The sequence below is a fragment of the Variovorax sp. Varisp85 genome (assembly GCF_047304045.1).
GTDB lineage: Bacteria > Pseudomonadota > Gammaproteobacteria > Burkholderiales > Burkholderiaceae_C > Variovorax.
This window is the reverse complement of sequence record NZ_JBGLYN010000042.1, coordinates 37329-53537: the sequence shown is the minus strand read 5'-3', so window position 1 is coordinate 53537 and position 16209 is coordinate 37329. Positions and strand designations below refer to the sequence as shown.

14 protein-coding genes are annotated in these 16209 nt (G+C 67.9%); 10 read left to right on the top strand and 4 right to left on the bottom strand.

All coding sequences use genetic code 11. The features are described 5' to 3' along the window. The first annotated feature begins 82 nt into the window (after window positions 1-82). Together ACCC97_RS17620 and ACCC97_RS17615 are read left to right on the top strand one after the other, a co-directional pair. Complete coding sequence (locus ACCC97_RS17620) at window positions 83-2323, top strand: FUSC family membrane protein (RefSeq protein WP_413334114.1); 2241 nt, start codon at window positions 83-85, stop codon at window positions 2321-2323. Next, entirely contained in the window at window positions 2323-3402 is a 1080-nt protein-coding gene (locus tag ACCC97_RS17615; protein WP_007833730.1) for a mechanosensitive ion channel family protein, read from the top strand. Before ACCC97_RS17620 ends, ACCC97_RS17615 begins: the two co-directional genes overlap by 1 nt. An 82-nt stretch (window positions 3403-3484) precedes the next feature. On the opposite strand, the gene ACCC97_RS17610 is transcribed toward ACCC97_RS17615, so the two are convergent. Further along, on the bottom strand, window positions 3485-4009 hold the full coding sequence (locus ACCC97_RS17610; protein ID WP_007833731.1) for a MarR family winged helix-turn-helix transcriptional regulator: 525 nt from the start codon (window positions 4007-4009) through the stop codon (window positions 3485-3487). Between the two features lie 105 nt (window positions 4010-4114). Between ACCC97_RS17610 and ACCC97_RS17605 the strand changes: the two genes are divergently transcribed. The 3 genes from ACCC97_RS17605 to ACCC97_RS17595 are packed head-to-tail and all read left to right on the top strand — an operon-like array spanning window position 4115 to window position 7515. Continuing rightward, window positions 4115-5113, top strand: coding sequence for a Bug family tripartite tricarboxylate transporter substrate binding protein (locus ACCC97_RS17605; protein ID WP_007833732.1), 999 nt, complete (start codon window positions 4115-4117; stop codon window positions 5111-5113). Window positions 5114-5152: 39 nt separating this feature from the next. After that, on the top strand, window positions 5153-6145 hold the full coding sequence (locus ACCC97_RS17600; RefSeq protein ID WP_413334111.1) for a Bug family tripartite tricarboxylate transporter substrate binding protein: 993 nt from the start codon (window positions 5153-5155) through the stop codon (window positions 6143-6145). Between the two features lie 53 nt (window positions 6146-6198). Next, window positions 6199-7515 (top strand): sulfatase, encoded by a 1317-nt coding sequence (locus ACCC97_RS17595; RefSeq protein WP_413334109.1) that lies wholly within the window; start codon window positions 6199-6201, stop codon window positions 7513-7515. A gap of 306 nt (window positions 7516-7821) precedes the next feature. Here the strand turns inward: ACCC97_RS17595 and arr are convergent, their stop codons facing one another. The 3 genes from arr to ACCC97_RS17580 all read right to left on the bottom strand — a co-directional run bounded on the left by arr (window position 7822) and on the right by ACCC97_RS17580 (window position 9827). Further along, a complete protein-coding gene (arr, locus tag ACCC97_RS17590; protein ID WP_007833735.1) occupies window positions 7822-8217 on the bottom strand; it encodes an NAD(+)--rifampin ADP-ribosyltransferase in 396 nt (131 codons plus the stop codon). 209 nt (window positions 8218-8426) lie between these two features. After that, window positions 8427-8837, bottom strand: a complete 411-nt coding sequence (locus ACCC97_RS17585; protein ID WP_237726095.1) for a hypothetical protein — start codon at window positions 8835-8837, stop codon at window positions 8427-8429. A 63-nt stretch (window positions 8838-8900) separates the two neighbouring features. Continuing rightward, the gene (locus tag ACCC97_RS17580) at window positions 8901-9827 is read right to left on the bottom strand and encodes a protein NO VEIN domain-containing protein (RefSeq protein WP_413334106.1); all 927 of its coding nucleotides are present in this window, start codon (window positions 9825-9827) and stop codon (window positions 8901-8903) included. A gap of 94 nt (window positions 9828-9921) precedes the next feature. Between ACCC97_RS17580 and ACCC97_RS17575 the strand changes: the two genes are divergently transcribed. From ACCC97_RS17575 to ACCC97_RS17555, 5 genes are all read left to right on the top strand, one after another. Next, on the top strand, window positions 9922-10482 hold the full coding sequence (locus ACCC97_RS17575) for a hypothetical protein (RefSeq protein WP_007833740.1): 561 nt from the start codon (window positions 9922-9924) through the stop codon (window positions 10480-10482). Beyond that, window positions 10479-11666 carry a PrsW family intramembrane metalloprotease gene (locus ACCC97_RS17570; protein WP_413334104.1) on the top strand — a complete coding sequence of 396 codons (1188 nt, stop codon included), beginning with the start codon at window positions 10479-10481 and terminating at the stop codon, window positions 11664-11666. Before ACCC97_RS17575 ends, ACCC97_RS17570 begins: the two co-directional genes overlap by 4 nt. Next, window positions 11663-12088 carry a DUF1801 domain-containing protein gene (locus ACCC97_RS17565; protein ID WP_007833747.1) on the top strand — a complete coding sequence of 142 codons (426 nt, stop codon included), beginning with the start codon at window positions 11663-11665 and terminating at the stop codon, window positions 12086-12088. The genes ACCC97_RS17570 and ACCC97_RS17565 overlap by 4 nt, the downstream gene beginning before the upstream one ends. A 370-nt stretch (window positions 12089-12458) precedes the next feature. Continuing rightward, the gene (locus tag ACCC97_RS17560; protein WP_413334102.1) at window positions 12459-14774 is read left to right on the top strand and encodes an alkaline phosphatase family protein; all 2316 of its coding nucleotides are present in this window, start codon (window positions 12459-12461) and stop codon (window positions 14772-14774) included. After that, window positions 14771-16207 (top strand): cytochrome-c peroxidase, encoded by a 1437-nt coding sequence (locus ACCC97_RS17555; protein WP_413334101.1) that lies wholly within the window; start codon window positions 14771-14773, stop codon window positions 16205-16207. The genes ACCC97_RS17560 and ACCC97_RS17555 overlap by 4 nt, the downstream gene beginning before the upstream one ends. Window positions 16208-16209 lie beyond the last annotated feature (2 nt).

The window sequence follows — 16209 nt, the reverse complement described above, 5'->3', positions numbered from 1 at the left end:
CCCCCCGCAAGCTCACGCGCATCCGCCGCGACGCACCCGCCGCCAGTGGCCCCTCCGAGGGCGACACGCCCGCCAAGTGACGATGCTGGGGCCCCACGCCGCGCCCCGCGTTCGTGCCGCTCTGCGCATCGCGCTGAGCCACTACGTCGCGAGCGGGCTCACCGTTGCGCTGGGCCTGCTGTTCATCTCGGGCGGCATCCACCTCTGGCTCGGCACCATTGCGGCCTCTGCGGCCGCCACCGGCGTGATCGTCACCGCGCCGCCCGACTTGCCCGGCCCACGCCGCGGCAAGTTCCTGCAGATGCTGCCGGCGCCGCTCATCGGGCTGCCGCTCTTCTTCGCGGTGCAGATGCTGCACAGTGCCCCCATCCGGCTCGGGCTGGTGCTGGTGCCCGCCACCTTCGTCGCCTTCCTGGCCATGGCCTGGGGCAAGCGCGGCATCCCGATCGCCATCGCGGTGATGTTCTCGATGGTGTTCTCCATGGCCACGCCGCCGCCCGCCGGCATGGCCGACGCCATCGAGCGCACCTGGCACTTCGGACTGGGCGCGGGCCTTTACGTGATCTGGGCCACGCTGGCCAACCTCGCGCTCAACGGGCGCTTTCGCACCCAGTCGGTGGCCGACGTGCTGTATTCGCTGGCCGCGCTGATGCGAACCGAGGCCAGCCAGTTCCTGCCGCAGGACGAGACCCGCGACGTGCGCGACACTCCCGCGCCCTTGCTGGGCCAACTGCTGCGCGAGCAGGCCGCGCTGGCCGACCAGTTGCAGGCCACGCGCGACATCGTGCTCGAGTCGCCGCGCACTCCGCGCCGCCAGCGCCTGGCCGCCATGCTGGTGATCGTGCTCGAGATGCGCGACCAGCTGCTGGCCAGCGAGCTCGACCTCGACACCCTGCGCGCCCACCCCGCGCACGCCGAGGCGCTGATCGAGATGCGCCGCGTGCTCGAAGAGCTCGCCGACGAGACCATCGCGCTGGCCGACGCCCTCATGATGGGCCGCCACCCCGAGGCCGTAGCCGACCGCCGCCCGCGCCTGGCGGCCATCCACGTCTCGGCCGACGACAGCACCGACATGCACGGCGGCAGCGGCCCCACGGCCGCCATGCTCGCGCGCGGGCTGGCCAGCCGCATCGGCCACATCAACGACGAGGTGCTGCGCCTGTCGGCCATGGCGCGCGGCGACGCCGAGCCCAACCTCGCCGTGGTGCGAGCCAACTGGCAGCTCTTCGTGAGCCCCACCGACTGGTCGCTGCGCCCCTTCCTCACGCTGTGGAGCTGGGACCAGCCGCCGCTGCGCCACGCCATCCGCGCCGCGCTGGCCATCGCAGCCGGCTACGCCATCGCGGTGTCGATGCCCTGGGGCTCGCACGACTACTGGATCCTGCTGACCATCGTGGTCGTGCTGCGCGGCAGCCTGTCGCAGACGCTGGAGCGCCGCAACGCGCGCGTGGCCGGCACGCTGCTGGGCTGCGTGCTCGCGGTGGGGCTGCTGTCGGCGCACCCGTCGGCGCTGATGCTGCTGGTCATCGTCACGGTGGCGCAGGCCATCGCGCACAGCTTCGCAGTGCGGCGCTACCTCATTACCGCCGTGGCCGCCACCGTGCTCGGCCTGGTGCAGGCCCACATGCTGAACGTGGGCATCGCGCCGATCTTCGCGCTCTTCGAGCGCATCGCCGACACGCTCATTGGCGCCGCGCTGGCCTGGGGCTTCTGCTACGTGCTGCCCTCGTGGGAGCGCACGCAGATTCCGGCGCTGGTGTCGCGCGTGCTCACCGCACAGGCGCGGCATGCGCGGCTCGCGCTCGGCCTGGGCCAGCTCAAGGCCATCGACAGCAGCCCCGAGCTCGAATGGCGGCTCGCGCGCCGCGAGGCCTACGACAGCCTCTCGGCGCTGGTGCAGGCCACGCAGCGCTCGCTCTCGGAGCCGCGCGCGGTGCAGCCGCCGCTGGAGCCGCTCGAGCACCTGCAGGCACACAGCTACCAGCTGCTTGCGCAGTTGAGCGCCGTGAAGTCGATGCTGGTGCTGCGGCGTGACCGCCTCACGCCCGCAGAGGTCGAAGGCCCGATCAGCCGCACCGCGCAGCGCATCGAAGCGGCCATCGGAACCATTCCTACCACCGGCCCCTCTCAACCCGAGAGCGCCGGCTCGACCACCGTGGGTGGCCCGATCCCCCTGCCCGACCCGTTCGACAACGACATCAGCCCCTGGCTGCTGCGCCGGCTCGACCTCGCCACGGCACTCGCCACGCAGCTGCGCGACGACGCGGCGCGCATTCTTCAACCCCTGAACGAGACAACAGCAGCCACGACGACCACCGCCTGATGACCAAAGAGATACTTGCCCACCCCTGGTTCGGCACATGGATTGCCATCCTCGTCGCCATCCCGCTCGCTCTTCTGGTTCACCGCATCGGCGGCCTTGTCCTGAAGCGCATCACCCGCCCCGTACCCACGGTGCACGCGATGGTGATCAACTGCAACGCGCCGGCACGGCTCGTGCTGCCGCTGGTGGCGCTGCTGCTCATCTTCCAGGCGGCGCCTGACGACCTTCGCTTCATCGGCAACGTTCGCCACCTCAACGGACTGCTGCTCATCGCCGCCGCCACCTGGCTCACGGTGAAGGCCATCAGCGGCTTCGCCGAAGGCGTGCTCGCCCAGAACCCTTCCGACATCGACGACAACCTGCAGGCGCGCCGTGTGCTCACGCAGACGCGCGTGCTGGCGCGCACCGCCATGACGGTGGTGCTGGTGGCCGGCGGCGCGATGATGCTCATGACCTTTCCGGGTGCGCGCCAGGTGGGCGCGAGCCTGCTGGCCTCGGCCGGCGTGATCGGCATCGTGGCCGGCCTCGCGGCCAAGCCGGTGTTCAGCAACCTCATTGCGGGCCTGCAGATCGCGCTGGCGCAGCCCATCCGCATCGACGACGTGCTCGTGGTCGAGGGCGAATGGGGCCGCGTCGAGGAGATCACGGGCACCTTCGTCGTCCTCAAGATCTGGGACGAGCGCCGGCTGATCCTGCCACTCACCTACTTCATCGAGAAGCCGTTCCAGAACTGGACGCGGCACTCGGCGCAGCTGCTGGGCGCCGTGTTCATCTACGTCGACTACGGCATGCCGCTCGCGCCGCTGCGCGCGGAGGTCGAGCGCATCGTGAAGGCCGCACCCGAATGGGACGGCCGCTTCTTCAACCTGCGAGTGACCGATGCGACCGAGCGCACCATGCAGATCCGCGTGCTGTGCACCGCGGCAACATCGGGCCTTGCGTTCGACCTGCGCTGCAGCGTGCGCGAAGGGCTGATCGACTTCATGCAGCGCGAGCACCCGCAGTTCCTGCCGAAGATGCGCATCGCGAGCGACGGCGACCAGGAATACGGACAACAGCAACAACGAGCCGTGGCCTGATACGGCGTTGAGGCGCTCGGCGATGAAGGCGGCGCCGCAGCGCACCGCCTGGCAAGCAACCAGGTGCGCTACCGCGGCATCGTCAAGGCGACCGTGATGAAGGTGGCCTGATGCCGCCCGCCCCGCGGCGGCCCCGGTCCGCCTTGGGCAGCACGGCCACTGCCACCATGCGCTCGGCCTGCGCCTGCAGGAGGTGCAGGATTTGGTCCAGGCGCGCCGCGTCTTCGCCGCTCAGGGCGCTTATCAGCTCGGCATTGATCCTGGTGACCAGCGGAAAAAGCTCCGCGTACAGCGCGTGCCCCGCCTCGGTCAGGTCCAGCAGCACCTGCCGCCGGTCGCCCACGCGGGCCACGCGCGAGACCAGCTGTTTTTCGACCAGCGAACCGACGGCCTTGGAGGTGCGGGCGCGATCGAGCTGGGCATGCTCGGCCAGCTGGGAGGAGCCCAGTTCGCCGCGGCGCGCGAGCACCACGATCAGCCGCCATTCGCGCCGCGTGATGCCGAAGCGGCCCTCGCACAGCCGGATCACCATGCCACCCGCCACGCCGACCACCCGCGACAGCCGGTACAGCAGCAGGTCGTCGAGCGAACGGTGCTGCGTGGTCATTGGGGGTTAGTCCGGGGGTTGGTTGATTAGATCAATCGACTGTAGCGTCTCTACAGTCTTCGGGATCGAACTCCAACCCCGAGAAAACCCCGGAGACGCCGCCCCATGCCCACGCCCCTTTCTTCGTTCGACCGCCGCCACGCACTCGCCGCCCTGGGCGGGTTTGCCCTTGCGCCGCTCGCCCTCGATGCGCGGGCCCAGGCCTTCAGGCCCGGCCAGCCCATCAAGGTGCTGATCGGCGTGCCCGCCGGCGGCACGCAGGACGTGCTGACCCGCGCCATCGCGCAGCAGGTGCGCGAGGCGCTGGGCCCGCTCATCGTCGACAACCGCGCGGGCGCGGCGGGCCGCATTGCGGCGGAAACCGTCAAGACGGCCGCCCCCGACGGCCACACGCTGCTGCTGGGAACGGCCAGCATGATGACCATGTACCCGAGCGCCTACCGCAGCCTCTCGTACGACCCGTTCAAGGATTTCGTGCCGATCATCAACGCGGCGCGCTTCGAGCTGGCGCTGACCGTGCACAAGGACGTGCCTGCCAACACGCTGGCCGAGTTCATCGCCTGGGCCAAGGCGCAGGGCGACAAGCTGAGCTTCGGCTCCTACGGCTCGGGCACGCCTTCGCACTTTCTAGGCGAGATGCTCAACCGCACGGCCGGGCTGAAGATGGTGCACGTGCCCTACCGCGGCTCCACGCCCGCGCGGCAGGACGTGATGGGCGGCACCATACCCGTGTACTTCGACACCGTCGGCGGCGCGCAGCAGATGATGCCCTCGGGCCGCGTGAAGGTGCTGGCCACCAGCGGCGAGAAGCGCTCGCCGCTCATGCCCAACCTGCCATGCTTCGTCGAAGCCGGCTACAAGGACGTGGTGGCCACCGCCTGGTTCGCCTACTACGCACCGCTCAAGACACCACAAGCCACCGTCGACAAGCTGCGCGCGGAATTCGCCCGCGCCGTCAACTCGCGCGAGGTGCGCCAACAGTTGCTGCAGAACGGCATGTACCCGGTCGGCGACGGCAGCGACGCCTTGCTGAAGACCATGCGCGAGGACACCGCGCGCTGGGCGGGCATCATGAAAGCCGTGAATTTCCAGGCCAACGACTGAACAACCAAACGAACGACCGAAACGAGGAGGAACCCCGATATGCCGAATACGACCCCCATCACCCGCCGCCTGGCCACGCTGCTTGCCGCAGCCGGCTTCATGGCATCCATCGCCGCCACGGCACCCGCGGCGAGCGCGCAGACGTTCGACACCCCGCTGCACATCGTCGTCGGCTACGCCCCCGGCGGCGCCACCGACCGCGTGGCGCGCATCGTGGGCGACAAGCTTTCCTCGCGCCTGGGCGTGCCCGTGGTGGTCGACAACAAGCCCGGTGCGGGCGGCCGCCTCGCGGCGCAGCAGGTGAAGACCACCCCGGCCAGCCAGAACGTGCTGATGCTCGCCAACCCCGCCGTGATAGTGGTGGCGCCGCTGGTCTTCAAGGACAACAACTACGACCCCGAGCGCGACTTCGTGCCCGTGTCTTACGTCAACGACTACAACTTCGCGCTGGCGGTGTCCCCCACCCTGCCCGTGCGCGAGCTCAACCATCTGCTCGCCTGGATGCGCGCCAACCCCAACCAGGCCAACGTCGGCGTGCCGGCCACCGGCAGCCTGCCGCACTTCTTCGGCCTCATGGTGGGCGAGAAGGCCAAGGTGCAGACCCAGGTGATCGGCTACCGCGGCTCCGCGCCGCTGCTGAATGACCTGATCGGCGGGCAGGTGCCCATTGCCGTCGACACCGAAGACGTGGTCGTGCCGCAGCACACCGCCGGCAAGGTCCGCATCCTCGCCATTTCGGGCACCAAGCGCTCGCCCTTCGTGCCCGACGTGCCCACCTTCAAGGAAGCGGGCCTCGACCTTGCCGCCACCGGCTGGAACACCTTCTTCGCACCGGCCACCATGCCGAAGGAAAAGGTCGAACGCCTCGCCACCGTGATCCGCGAAGTCATGCAGGACCCGGACACGCAACGCAAGTTCAAGGACTCGGGCATGACGCCCGTGGTGAGCACCCAGGCGCAGACCGCCGCGATGCTCAAGGCCTACCGCACCCAGTGGGCGCCCGTGGTGCAGAAGTCGGGCTACCAGCCCTGACCACCGACAAGCAGAAGCAAAGAACCAAGCAAGCGAGAGAGCCCCAGAGAGACATGGCAAGACCCAACATCATCTTCATCGTGGCCGACGACCTCGGCTATGCCGATCTCGGCTGCTACGGCGGCCGCGACGCCGTGTTCGGCCCCGTGTCGCCCGTGCTCGACGGGCTGGCCGCCAACGGCCTGAAGCTCACGCAGGGCTACGCCAACTCGCCCGTGTGCTCGCCCACGCGCTTCGGCATGATCACCGGGCGCTACCAGTACCGCCTGCGCGGCGCCGCCGAAGAGCCCATCAACAGCAGGAGCCGCGGCAGCACCACGCTTGGCCTGCCGACCGACCATCCCACGCTGCCTTCATTGCTGAAGGCCAGCGGCTACAGCACGGCGCTCATCGGCAAATGGCACCTGGGTTACCCGCCCAGCTTCGGGCCGCTGCGCTCGGGATACGACGAATTCTTCGGTCCGATGTCGGGCGGGGTCGACTACTTCACCCACTGCGACTCCACCGGACGGCACGACCTGTGGTTCGGCGAGGAAGACAAGGTCGAGGAGGGCTACCTCACCGACATCCTCTCGAAGCGCGCGGTCGAGTACGTGGAGCGCATGGCGAAGCAGGAAGCGCCCTTTTTCCTGAGCCTGCACTACACCGCCCCGCACTGGCCATGGGAAACGCGCGACGACGCGGCCAAGGCACCCGCCGTGAAGGACAACCTGTTCGACCTGGCCGGCGGCAACATCCACGTGTACCGCCGCATGATCCATCACATGGACGAAGGCATCGGCTGGATCATGGCCGCGCTGCAGAAGCACGGCATGGCCGACAACACGCTGGTGGTGTTCACCAGCGACAACGGCGGCGAGCGCTTCTCGGACAACTGGCCGCTGGTGGGCGGCAAGATGGATCTGACCGAAGGCGGCATCCGCGTGCCATGGATCGCGCACTGGCCTGCGGTGATTGGCAAGGGCGGCGAGAGCACGCAGCTGTGCATGACCATGGACTGGTCGGCCACCATGCTCGATGCGGCCGGCGTGGCGGCGCATGCGGACTATCCGCTGGATGGCGTCTCGCTGATGCCCGTGCTGAAGGATGCGAAGCAAAGCTTCCGCAGGCCGTTGCACTGGCGCATGAACCACCGCGGGCAGGAAGCCATGCGCGATGGGGACTGGAAGTACCTGAAGGTGGACGGGAACGAGTACCTGTTCAACATTCCCGGGGATGAGCGCGAGCGGGCGAATCTGGCGAAGAAGGAGCCGGAAAGGCTGGCTGCGATGCGGGCGGATTGGCAGGCTTGGAATGCGACGATGCCGGCGATTCCGGAGGATGCGACTGTGAGCCTGGGGTATTCGATCAAGGACATGCCGCAGAGGTGATGAACGGCGGGAAGGACCGCTGCCGTGGGAAACGCGCGCATGCGAATTCCTGCGCCACAGGGATCACTGGCTTGAATCGGCAAATGTGATGGGGCTGTCTTTTCCGGAACTGCGGTGAGCGGGTGGTGCGGCCGCTCGCCGTCGGTGAATGACTGTTCGAGCTGCGCGGACCATCCGTGGTGCACTCCTAAAGTCTGGTTGTGGCCGACGCTCGAATCCATCATCCAACGCCGGGCATCGCGCTGGGCGATCTCCGCGACCCAGTCCATTTCCGATCGCTACCCAGCGCGGCATGGCAGGCCGGATTCAGTTAATGATCTCCCCCATACCCACGCGTACGCGCTCCCTGAGCTGCAGGATGTACTCCGCGTCAAAGAGCTCCCAGGTCGCCAGTTCGCCCACGATCCGAAGCGGCTCCCGGCTGCGGTACGAGCGTGTGGGATTGCCCGGAAACTTCTTGTCGGTGACGTTGGGGTCATCCTCGAAGGCACCCGTGGGTTCGACGATGTAGACGCGGCGACGGCCCTCGCCCTTCGCCATTTCGGCGGCCAGCCCGGCGCCCTTTGGCCAGGCGGTGAAGTAGATGTGGTTCATGACGACGCGGCCGTCGTAGTTCGAGCGGAAGCCTGCGGTGAGCAGGTCGCCCACCTGGAGGTCCGCCCGCGTACCGTGGAAGTAAGGGCCGGCGCCGAAGACAGCCATCGCGGGTCGCTCCTCTGCAGAACAGAAAGCCGCGGAGTCTACTCGGGTCGATTTCCACGCGAGCACCCGCCCCCGCCCTCTGTACCAGGCCGGTTTCGCTTTCGGCTTGCGCGCACTGCGACCCGAGGCGCGGGTTCTGTGCGCCGGCACCTTGGGCGAGGCATTGGCAGTCGCCGACGCGCAGCAGACAGTCGGGCTCCCGGCTCGAACTATCGGCCCAGCGAAATGAGGCTCCACACGATGGCCACGAGCTGGGCGATGTTGATCAGGATCGCAATGACGTGGGTTCGGCGAAATCCCGGAATGGCGTCCATGTAGTTCGCCTGGATCTGCGCCCCGAGCGAGTCCATCCTGGGGATGATCTTCCTGCGCAGGGCGACGGCAATCAGCGCCAACACCACGGCACCCGCGGCGAGCCCCGCGCGCCCTGCGAGTGCAAAGCTGATGGCTGTTGCAGTCGCGGTAATGAACGCGGCGTTGTAGTAGATGTTGAAGAAGCCGCGCACAAAGCGGGCGTCGAGCGGTGTGTCGTGCTGCAGGACCAGAAGCGGGATCGAACCCATGATGAAGTAGGCCGTCGTGACGAGGAGCGCGACCGTAAAGCCCAGGGCGGCGAACATTGCAACAGGCATCTGGATTCCTCCATGCGGTGGGCCTGAGATGCGCCGGCCCCGGCGCGCTGCTTACGACGGGTCGTGGCCCGGGGCCGAGTTGATCTCGGTGGGCTTGTAGATCTTGTGCTGCGCGGTCGGGCTGCCCGCGTCGGTCACCACCAGTAGACGCCAGAGCGGTTCGCGCACGGAGCATGCGCTTTCTTCTTCGCTGAGCTTGAAGCTCGGCACGCCCGGCGCGGTGCCCTTGACCACGACGCGCAGCAGCGTCTGGCCCTTGGCGTTCGACACTTCGAGGTCGTAGCCGATGTTCTTGTCGGCGAGGTTCTCGGCCTTGTAGCCATAGCCCGTGAAATGCTTGACGACGTACGCGATGGCGGCGGCCCGCACTTCTTCGGGTGAGGCCTTGCTTGCGGCGCCATCGGCTGCACCGGCGGCTGCGGCCAGCTGCTGCGGCACGTTGCTGCGCGCCCTGGCGGTTTGCACTTCGGCCTCGGTCGGCACCCAGCCGCGCGGGCCGCGAACCAGCACAGCCAGCTTCTGCTCGGGCTCCCAGCTGGCGACGTGCCACTCGTCGTCGTCGCGCACGCGGGTGGACACCTTGGCGTCCTTGTTGCTTTCCACTTCGACGATGGCGAGGCGGTTGGTCTGCACCACGGCACGGAAGCCCTGGCCGGCGTCGAAGGTGCGCTTGAGCAAGGCCAGGCGGTCTTTGCCGCGCTGGACTTGTTGCGCGTTGCGCTCGCCGCCGCCCGCACGGTGGTGGATGTCGAGCGACTCCAGGCAGAACCAGCGCCCGCCGGCCCCCACGTTCACCCATTCGGCCCAGATGGTGGCGATGACGTTGTCGCCGGTTGCGAGCCAGGCGTGGTCGAACGGCTTTTCGCGCGCGTCGAACACGCCCATCTTGGCAACGATTTCGACCGGCGTGAGCCGTGGTCCGGACAGTCGCTTTTCATTGATGACTGCGAGTACCTGGGGGTCGACTTCGTTTTCCATTCGGCGGGCTTCTGGGAGTTTTTAGGGGCTGGCAGTATGCCGCATCGGTTGCGGGGGCCGCCAGGCGCATGCGATCGTATGGCACGATCAAAGGATGCATGAGCCGTCACGCCGCATACCGTATCGCACCTGGCCGGGCGCGCTGGCGGTGCTCCTCGCCATTGCCGCCTATGTGGGCGGTCTCACCTTCTGGAACCGTCACACGCCGGGCAACCGGCCGTTGCCCGTGGGACAGACGGTGGACGCCGGCCAGGCCAGGTTCGTCCCCGCCGAGGGATGGGAGATGGACGTTTCCCGCTCGAAGGCAGGCCAGTCGCTGATGCTTTTCAAGGGCAGCCACAAGTTCCTGGTAACGACGCAGCCCTGGGCCGGCGGGCCGGATGGCTCGCTGGTGCGGCAGCAGCGGCTGATGGAGCGCGGCCAGCGCCTGCGCATCGATGGCGACGTGTCCGACTTCGTCACGTCGTGGGGGCTGCAGGGCAAGACCTTCGCCTACTACGGCTCCAAGCTGGCGGGCCGGTTCTGGCAGGTGGTCGACCTGCAGCGCAAATCGCTCGTGCAGATCGACTTCTACGGCGCCAACGAAGGCATGGACGACGCGCTGACCGAAGCCCGCGGCATGCTGGACTCGATGGACCTGGAGGCCGCGCAGTGAGGCCGCCCGTCTTCGACCAGGACCGGGCCCAGTGGCCGGTCGGCACCGACTCGTTCTTCCAGCCAGGGCGCGCAGCTTTCTGGCTGCTGGCGGCGCTGATCGTCAACGGGCTGTTCTACACGGTCCAGATGTTCTCGATGGGGTTTCGCGTGGTGCCCATCACCGCATTCCTGGGGCTGCTGGTGTGGGGGGCCTACACGCTGCTTTTCGTGCTGGCCTTTCGTACGCTGGACCTGCTCGAGCAGCACCCGCCGGAGGCCTACGTGCTGGCCTTCGCATGGGGCGGCATGGGCGCGGTCTATTTCGCGGCGCCGGCCAACATCGCCATCCAAAGTCTGTGCGCCAAGCTGGTGTCGCCGGAGTTCGTCGCGGTGTGGGGGCCGGCTGTTGCGGGGCCGGTCACGGAAGAGTTCCTGAAGCTTGCCGGGGTCGTCCTCCTGGTGCTGGTGGCGCGCAACCAGTTCCAGACCTACCTGTCGGTGCTGATCGTCGGCGCGATGGCGGGGCTGGGCTTTCAGGTGGTCGAGAACCTGAGCTACACGGTCAACGCCTCCATGCACTTTCCGCTGGAGAACCAGGTGTATCCGGTGCTGCTCAACCTGCTGACGCGCGGGCTGCTGAGCGGGCTGTGGAGCCACGCGGCCTACACGGCGATCGCGTCTTTCGGCGTGGCGTGGTTCCTGCTGCATCCGCATCGGCCGATGGCGGTGCGCATCGCATGCGCGCTGCTGTGCTTCATGCTCGCATGGGCGATGCATTTCATCTGGAACTCACCTTTCCTCGAAGATCTCTTCGATGGCGGGTACGGCGAAATGGCCATCATGCTGGTGATCAAGGGGCTTCCCGCGATCATCGTGGCGGGGCTCTTCTGGCAGGTTGCCGCGCGCGAGAACGGCACGTACCTGCACGCACTGGCAGCCTGGTTCGTGCCGGAGCGCGAGCTGATCCGCGACGACGAATGGGTGCGGCTGGGCGCGCCCATGCAGCGGTACAAGCTCCGCAGGGAAACGGGCTGGACCTACGGCTGGCGCGCAAGGCGCCTGAAGGCACGGCTGCAGCGTGAGCAGTTGCGGCTGATTCGCAAGGCCGCGACCTACGGGCGCGGCGCGCAGACGCTGCGGCACGAAGTGGCGGTAAAACGCCTCCGCGCCGAACTGGATCCACTCATCGAGGTACGAACATGAAGCAGTCGGACACGAAAGCAGACCAGGGCCAGCCGGCCTCGGAACTCATCTCCGAAAAAATCGCCGGACTCGGCGACTGGCGCGGCGCAACGCTCGCCAGGATGCGCAAGCTCATCACCGAGGCAGACCCGCAGGTGATCGAGGAGTGGAAGTGGATGGGCACGCCGGTCTGGTCGCACGACGGCATCATCTGCACGGGCGAGTCGTACAAGAGCGTGGTGAAGCTGACCTTCGCCAAGGGGGCGTCGCTGAAGGACCCGGCCCGACTCTTCAATTCGAGCCTCGACGGCAACGTGCGCCGCGCCATCGACATCCATGAAGGTGAAGAGCCGGACGCAGCCGCGTTCAAGGCGCTGGTTCTCGAAGCGGTCGCGCTCAATGGGGCGGGCAAGGCGAAGTCTTCGAAGAAAGCGAAGTCCTGAGTCTTCCGGCGCGACGTCCCTGACCGGCTTTCCACGGTCCGGGTGGGTGGCTCGCGATCACGCCGCCGCCAGTGTCGGCTCGCCCCGCGACGGCCGCATTTCAGGTGCGCGGCGCGCCAAAAAGTCAGGTGGCAGTCAGCCCTCCTGCACGCCGTTCGTTTCGGCTTTTCCTGTGCTTCTTTCGACGTGGTCAGGTCGCGGGGCCTCGCTAATTCGCTGCTAAGTCTTCTGCCTTTTGACTGACATGCGGCGCTCCTAGATTCATCCGCGATCCGCAGTGCAAGCGCAGCCATCGGCTGCGCCGCTGCTTCACGCTCCCCTCCACGCTCGAAAGAAGAAATTGAAAGCCATTCAAAAAATCAGATCCGGCTTGCTGTGTCCCACCCTGACCGTGCTCGCAGCTTCGCTGCTGGCTGCGTGCGGAGGCGGAGGCGGCGGCTCGGGGCCGGTTGCATTCCTCCCGCCGCCCGCGAGCCAACCCGTGAGCCAGCCCGCGGGCTCCGGCAACACCACCTTCAGCGGCGTGCTCGCCGCCACCGCCTTCAAGGCCGGCAGCAGCACCGATCCAGTGATTGCGGCCGGCTACTACGCAGGCGCCACGGTCTGCGTCGACAGCAACAACAACGGCCGCTGCGACAGCGGCGAGCCCGCCGCCGTGACCGATGCCAACGGCAAGTTCAGCCTCTCGCTGTCCGCCGCGTCCGCGCTCATTGCCGACATCGGCACCAACGCGAAGAACACCGCCACCAACGCCAGCGTGCCCAGGCGCGAAGTGCTGCGCGTGGCGCTCGACCAGGTGAAGGAGCAAGGCACGGCCGTGGTGGTGAGCCCGCTGTCATCCGAGGTCGCGCGCCTGATCGAAGCCAACGGCACGAGCTACGCAGCCGAGAAGCAGAACCTGGCCACGCGCCTGGGCGTGCCGGTCGACGCCCTGCTTGCCGACTTCAATGCCGCGGCCGCCAATGTGCAGACCGCCTTGCTCGGCGAGGCCAATGCGCTCAACAACCGCTTCGCCTACGCGACCACCAAGCTTGACCGCGGCGACCTGTACCCCGACGCGCTGGCCAACCCCGGCGGCGACCCGCGCCTGAGCGGCATGGCGGGCGTGACGGTGGCGACGGCAGGCGTCGCGGACAACCGCAAGCCCATCACCTTCCTGCAGGCGCAGCAGGCCGCATTCAACGTCGAGGGCATTCCGCGCTACGACAACATCTTCATCGTGATGCTGGAGAACAAGGCCACGATGTCGATCCTGAACTCGGCCTACGCGCCCAAGATCAACGGCTACCTGAAGGCCGGAAACCAGCTGGTGAGCTACTACGCCACCGGCAACCCGAGCGAGCCCAACTACACGGCGCTGGGCGGCGCGGACGACTGGGGCATCAGCGACGACAGCCAGTGGAACTGCGACGCGACCGGCGCCAATGCGGTGCAGGACACGCCCGTGCCCGACAACACACAACCGGGCCTGGCCAAGTCGCCATTCGCGGCCACCTGCACGCAGGCCGCCGCGGTGAACCACAACATCGTCGGCAAGCCGAACCTCTTCAACGCGATCACGAGCGCCGGCCTCACCTGGCGCACCTACAGCGAGTCAATGAACCCGGGCCAGGACTTCCGCACCGACAGCGTGGCCGACGCCGCCGTCACCGCGAAGGACAACGTCTACCCGCCCGGCACGCTCGGCGGCAACAACGCGACCATCGGCGACGCCACACTCACGCTGCCGCTGCCCGCGGGCCTGTACAAGACCAAGCATCACCCCGGCATGGCCTACCAGAACGTGCGCAGCGCGCCCGAATGGAAGTACAGCAACCGCACCATGGGCGGCGGCCAATGGGATGCGGCGCTGAAGAACAGCACCGACTACGCCATTCCCGCAAGCTACGACTACGACCAGCTCGGCACCGACCTGGCCAGCGGCAACGTCGGCAACCTGAACTTCCTGGTGCCCGACCAGTGCGACGACATGCACGGCATCAGCGTGAAGGGCGCCGGCGGCACCGGCACCGCGAGCGACTGCAGCAGCGTGGCGAACAACGTGTCGACCACGGCCGTCTCGCCGATCATCACGCGCGGCGACAACTACGTGGACTTCACGGTCAAGCGCATCCAGGCTTCGCCGCTGTGGAAGAACACGCACAAGCGCGTGGCGATCGTGCTGATGTTCGACGAAGGCAGCGCCACCAGCGGCTTCAATTCCTGCTGCGGCTGGAACGTGGCCAACAGCACCGTTGCCAACCCGATCAAGCAGAACGCGGACGGTACCTGGTCGGTCGATGCCACGATCAACAACTACACCAAGGGCAACCGCGGCCACGGCGAGAGCATCTTCGGCATCCTGACCAACCAGCCCGACGCGCCCAAGGGCGTATCGGACAGCGATGCCTACAGCCACTTCTCGTTCGTGCGCACGCTGCAGGACATGTTCCAGCTGGCCGACCCGGCGGTCGACGGCTCGTACATGAACCGCTCGAAGTACACCGAGGCCTTCATCGCCCAGAACATCATGAACCTGCCGGAGTACGCGGGCAGCGCGGACACGCACTTCGACAGCGTGCGGCCGATCAACCACGCCTTCGTGATCCCGGCGAGCTACACGCAGAAGCAGTCGGGCGACGTGTCGACCGCCGCGCAGGTCGGGCCGGATGCCAACCAGTTCAACGTCTGGTCGCTGAAGCAATGAGCGAACGCCGTTCGGGCCCGAAGGGGCCGGCGGTGACGCGCGCCGGCTGGGTCGGGCTGGCGGTGCTGGCCGCAGCAGGCGCGGCGGGCGGTGCGCTCGTTTCCTGCGGCGGCGGTGGCGGGGGATCGGCGGCCGCGCTGCCGACCGCCTCCGCGCCCGTCACGGCGGCGAGCGCGCCCGCGGCGGCGCCCGCTTCCGCCAGCACGCTGAGCCTCGCGGCGCAGGTGGGCCAGAAGATGTTCTTCGACAAGAACCTCTCGGGCTCCGGCGCCATGTCGTGCGCGAGCTGCCACGACCCGGCCCATGCGTACGCGCCGGCCAACGACCTCTCCGTGCAGCTCGGCGGCGAGCGCATGGACAAGGCCGGCCTGCGCGCAGTGCCCTCGCTGCGCTACAAGGACATCACGCCGCCCTACGCCGATCTGCTGGACAACCCCGACGGCATCAGCGCGCCCGGCCCCGGCGGCGGCTTCGCCTGGGACGGCCGCGCCGACACGCTGGCCGCGCAGGCCCGCCTTCCGCTGCTCGATCCGCTGGAGATGGCCAACGCGAGCAGCACCGACGTAGTGAAGAAACTGCAGGCGGCCGACTACGCACCGCTGGTCGCCAAGGCCTTCGGCGCGAAGGTGTTCGACGACAGCGACGCCGCCTTCGCCAGCGCGCTGCAGGCCCTGCAGGCCTACCAGCTGGAGGACAAGAGCTTTCACCCGTACAGCAGCAAGTTCGACCTGTACGCGGCCAACAAGATCGGCGGCACGCTCACGCCGGCGGAAACGCGAGGGCTGAAGGTGTTCACCAACCCGGCCACCGGCAACTGCGCCTCGTGCCACTACCAGGGCGCGGGCCTGAACGGCAGCTCGGCGCTGTTCACCGACTTCTCGTACGAGGCGATCAGCGTGCCGCGCAACGCGGGCATTCCGGCCAACGGCGACCTGAAGTATTTCGACATGGGCGTGTGCGGCCCGATGCGCACCGACCACGCGCCGGCCGCACCCAACGCTGCGAACGGCTTCTGCGGCATGTTCAAGGCGCCGACCATGCGCAACGTGGCGACGCGGCAGGCCTTCTTCCACAACGGCGTGATGCATTCGCTGGAGCAGGTCGTGCGCTTCTACAACACGCGCGACACGCAGCCCGAGCTGTGGTACCCCACCGTCGGCGGAACGCCCAAGGCGAAGAACGATCCCGGCTTTCCGGCGTACGGCCTCGTCACGACGCAGTACACGGGCGGCAAAGTGCAGAAGTACGACGACCTGCCGGCTGCCTACGCGGCCAACATCGACACGCAACTGCCGATGGACGGCCGCGCCGCGGGCTCCGCGCCTCCCATGTCCGAGCAGGACATCGCGGACCTGCTCTGCTTCCTGAACACCCTGAGCGATGCGGACACGGCAGCGGCCACGCCCGCGAAGCCGGGGGCGTGCGTCAATTGATT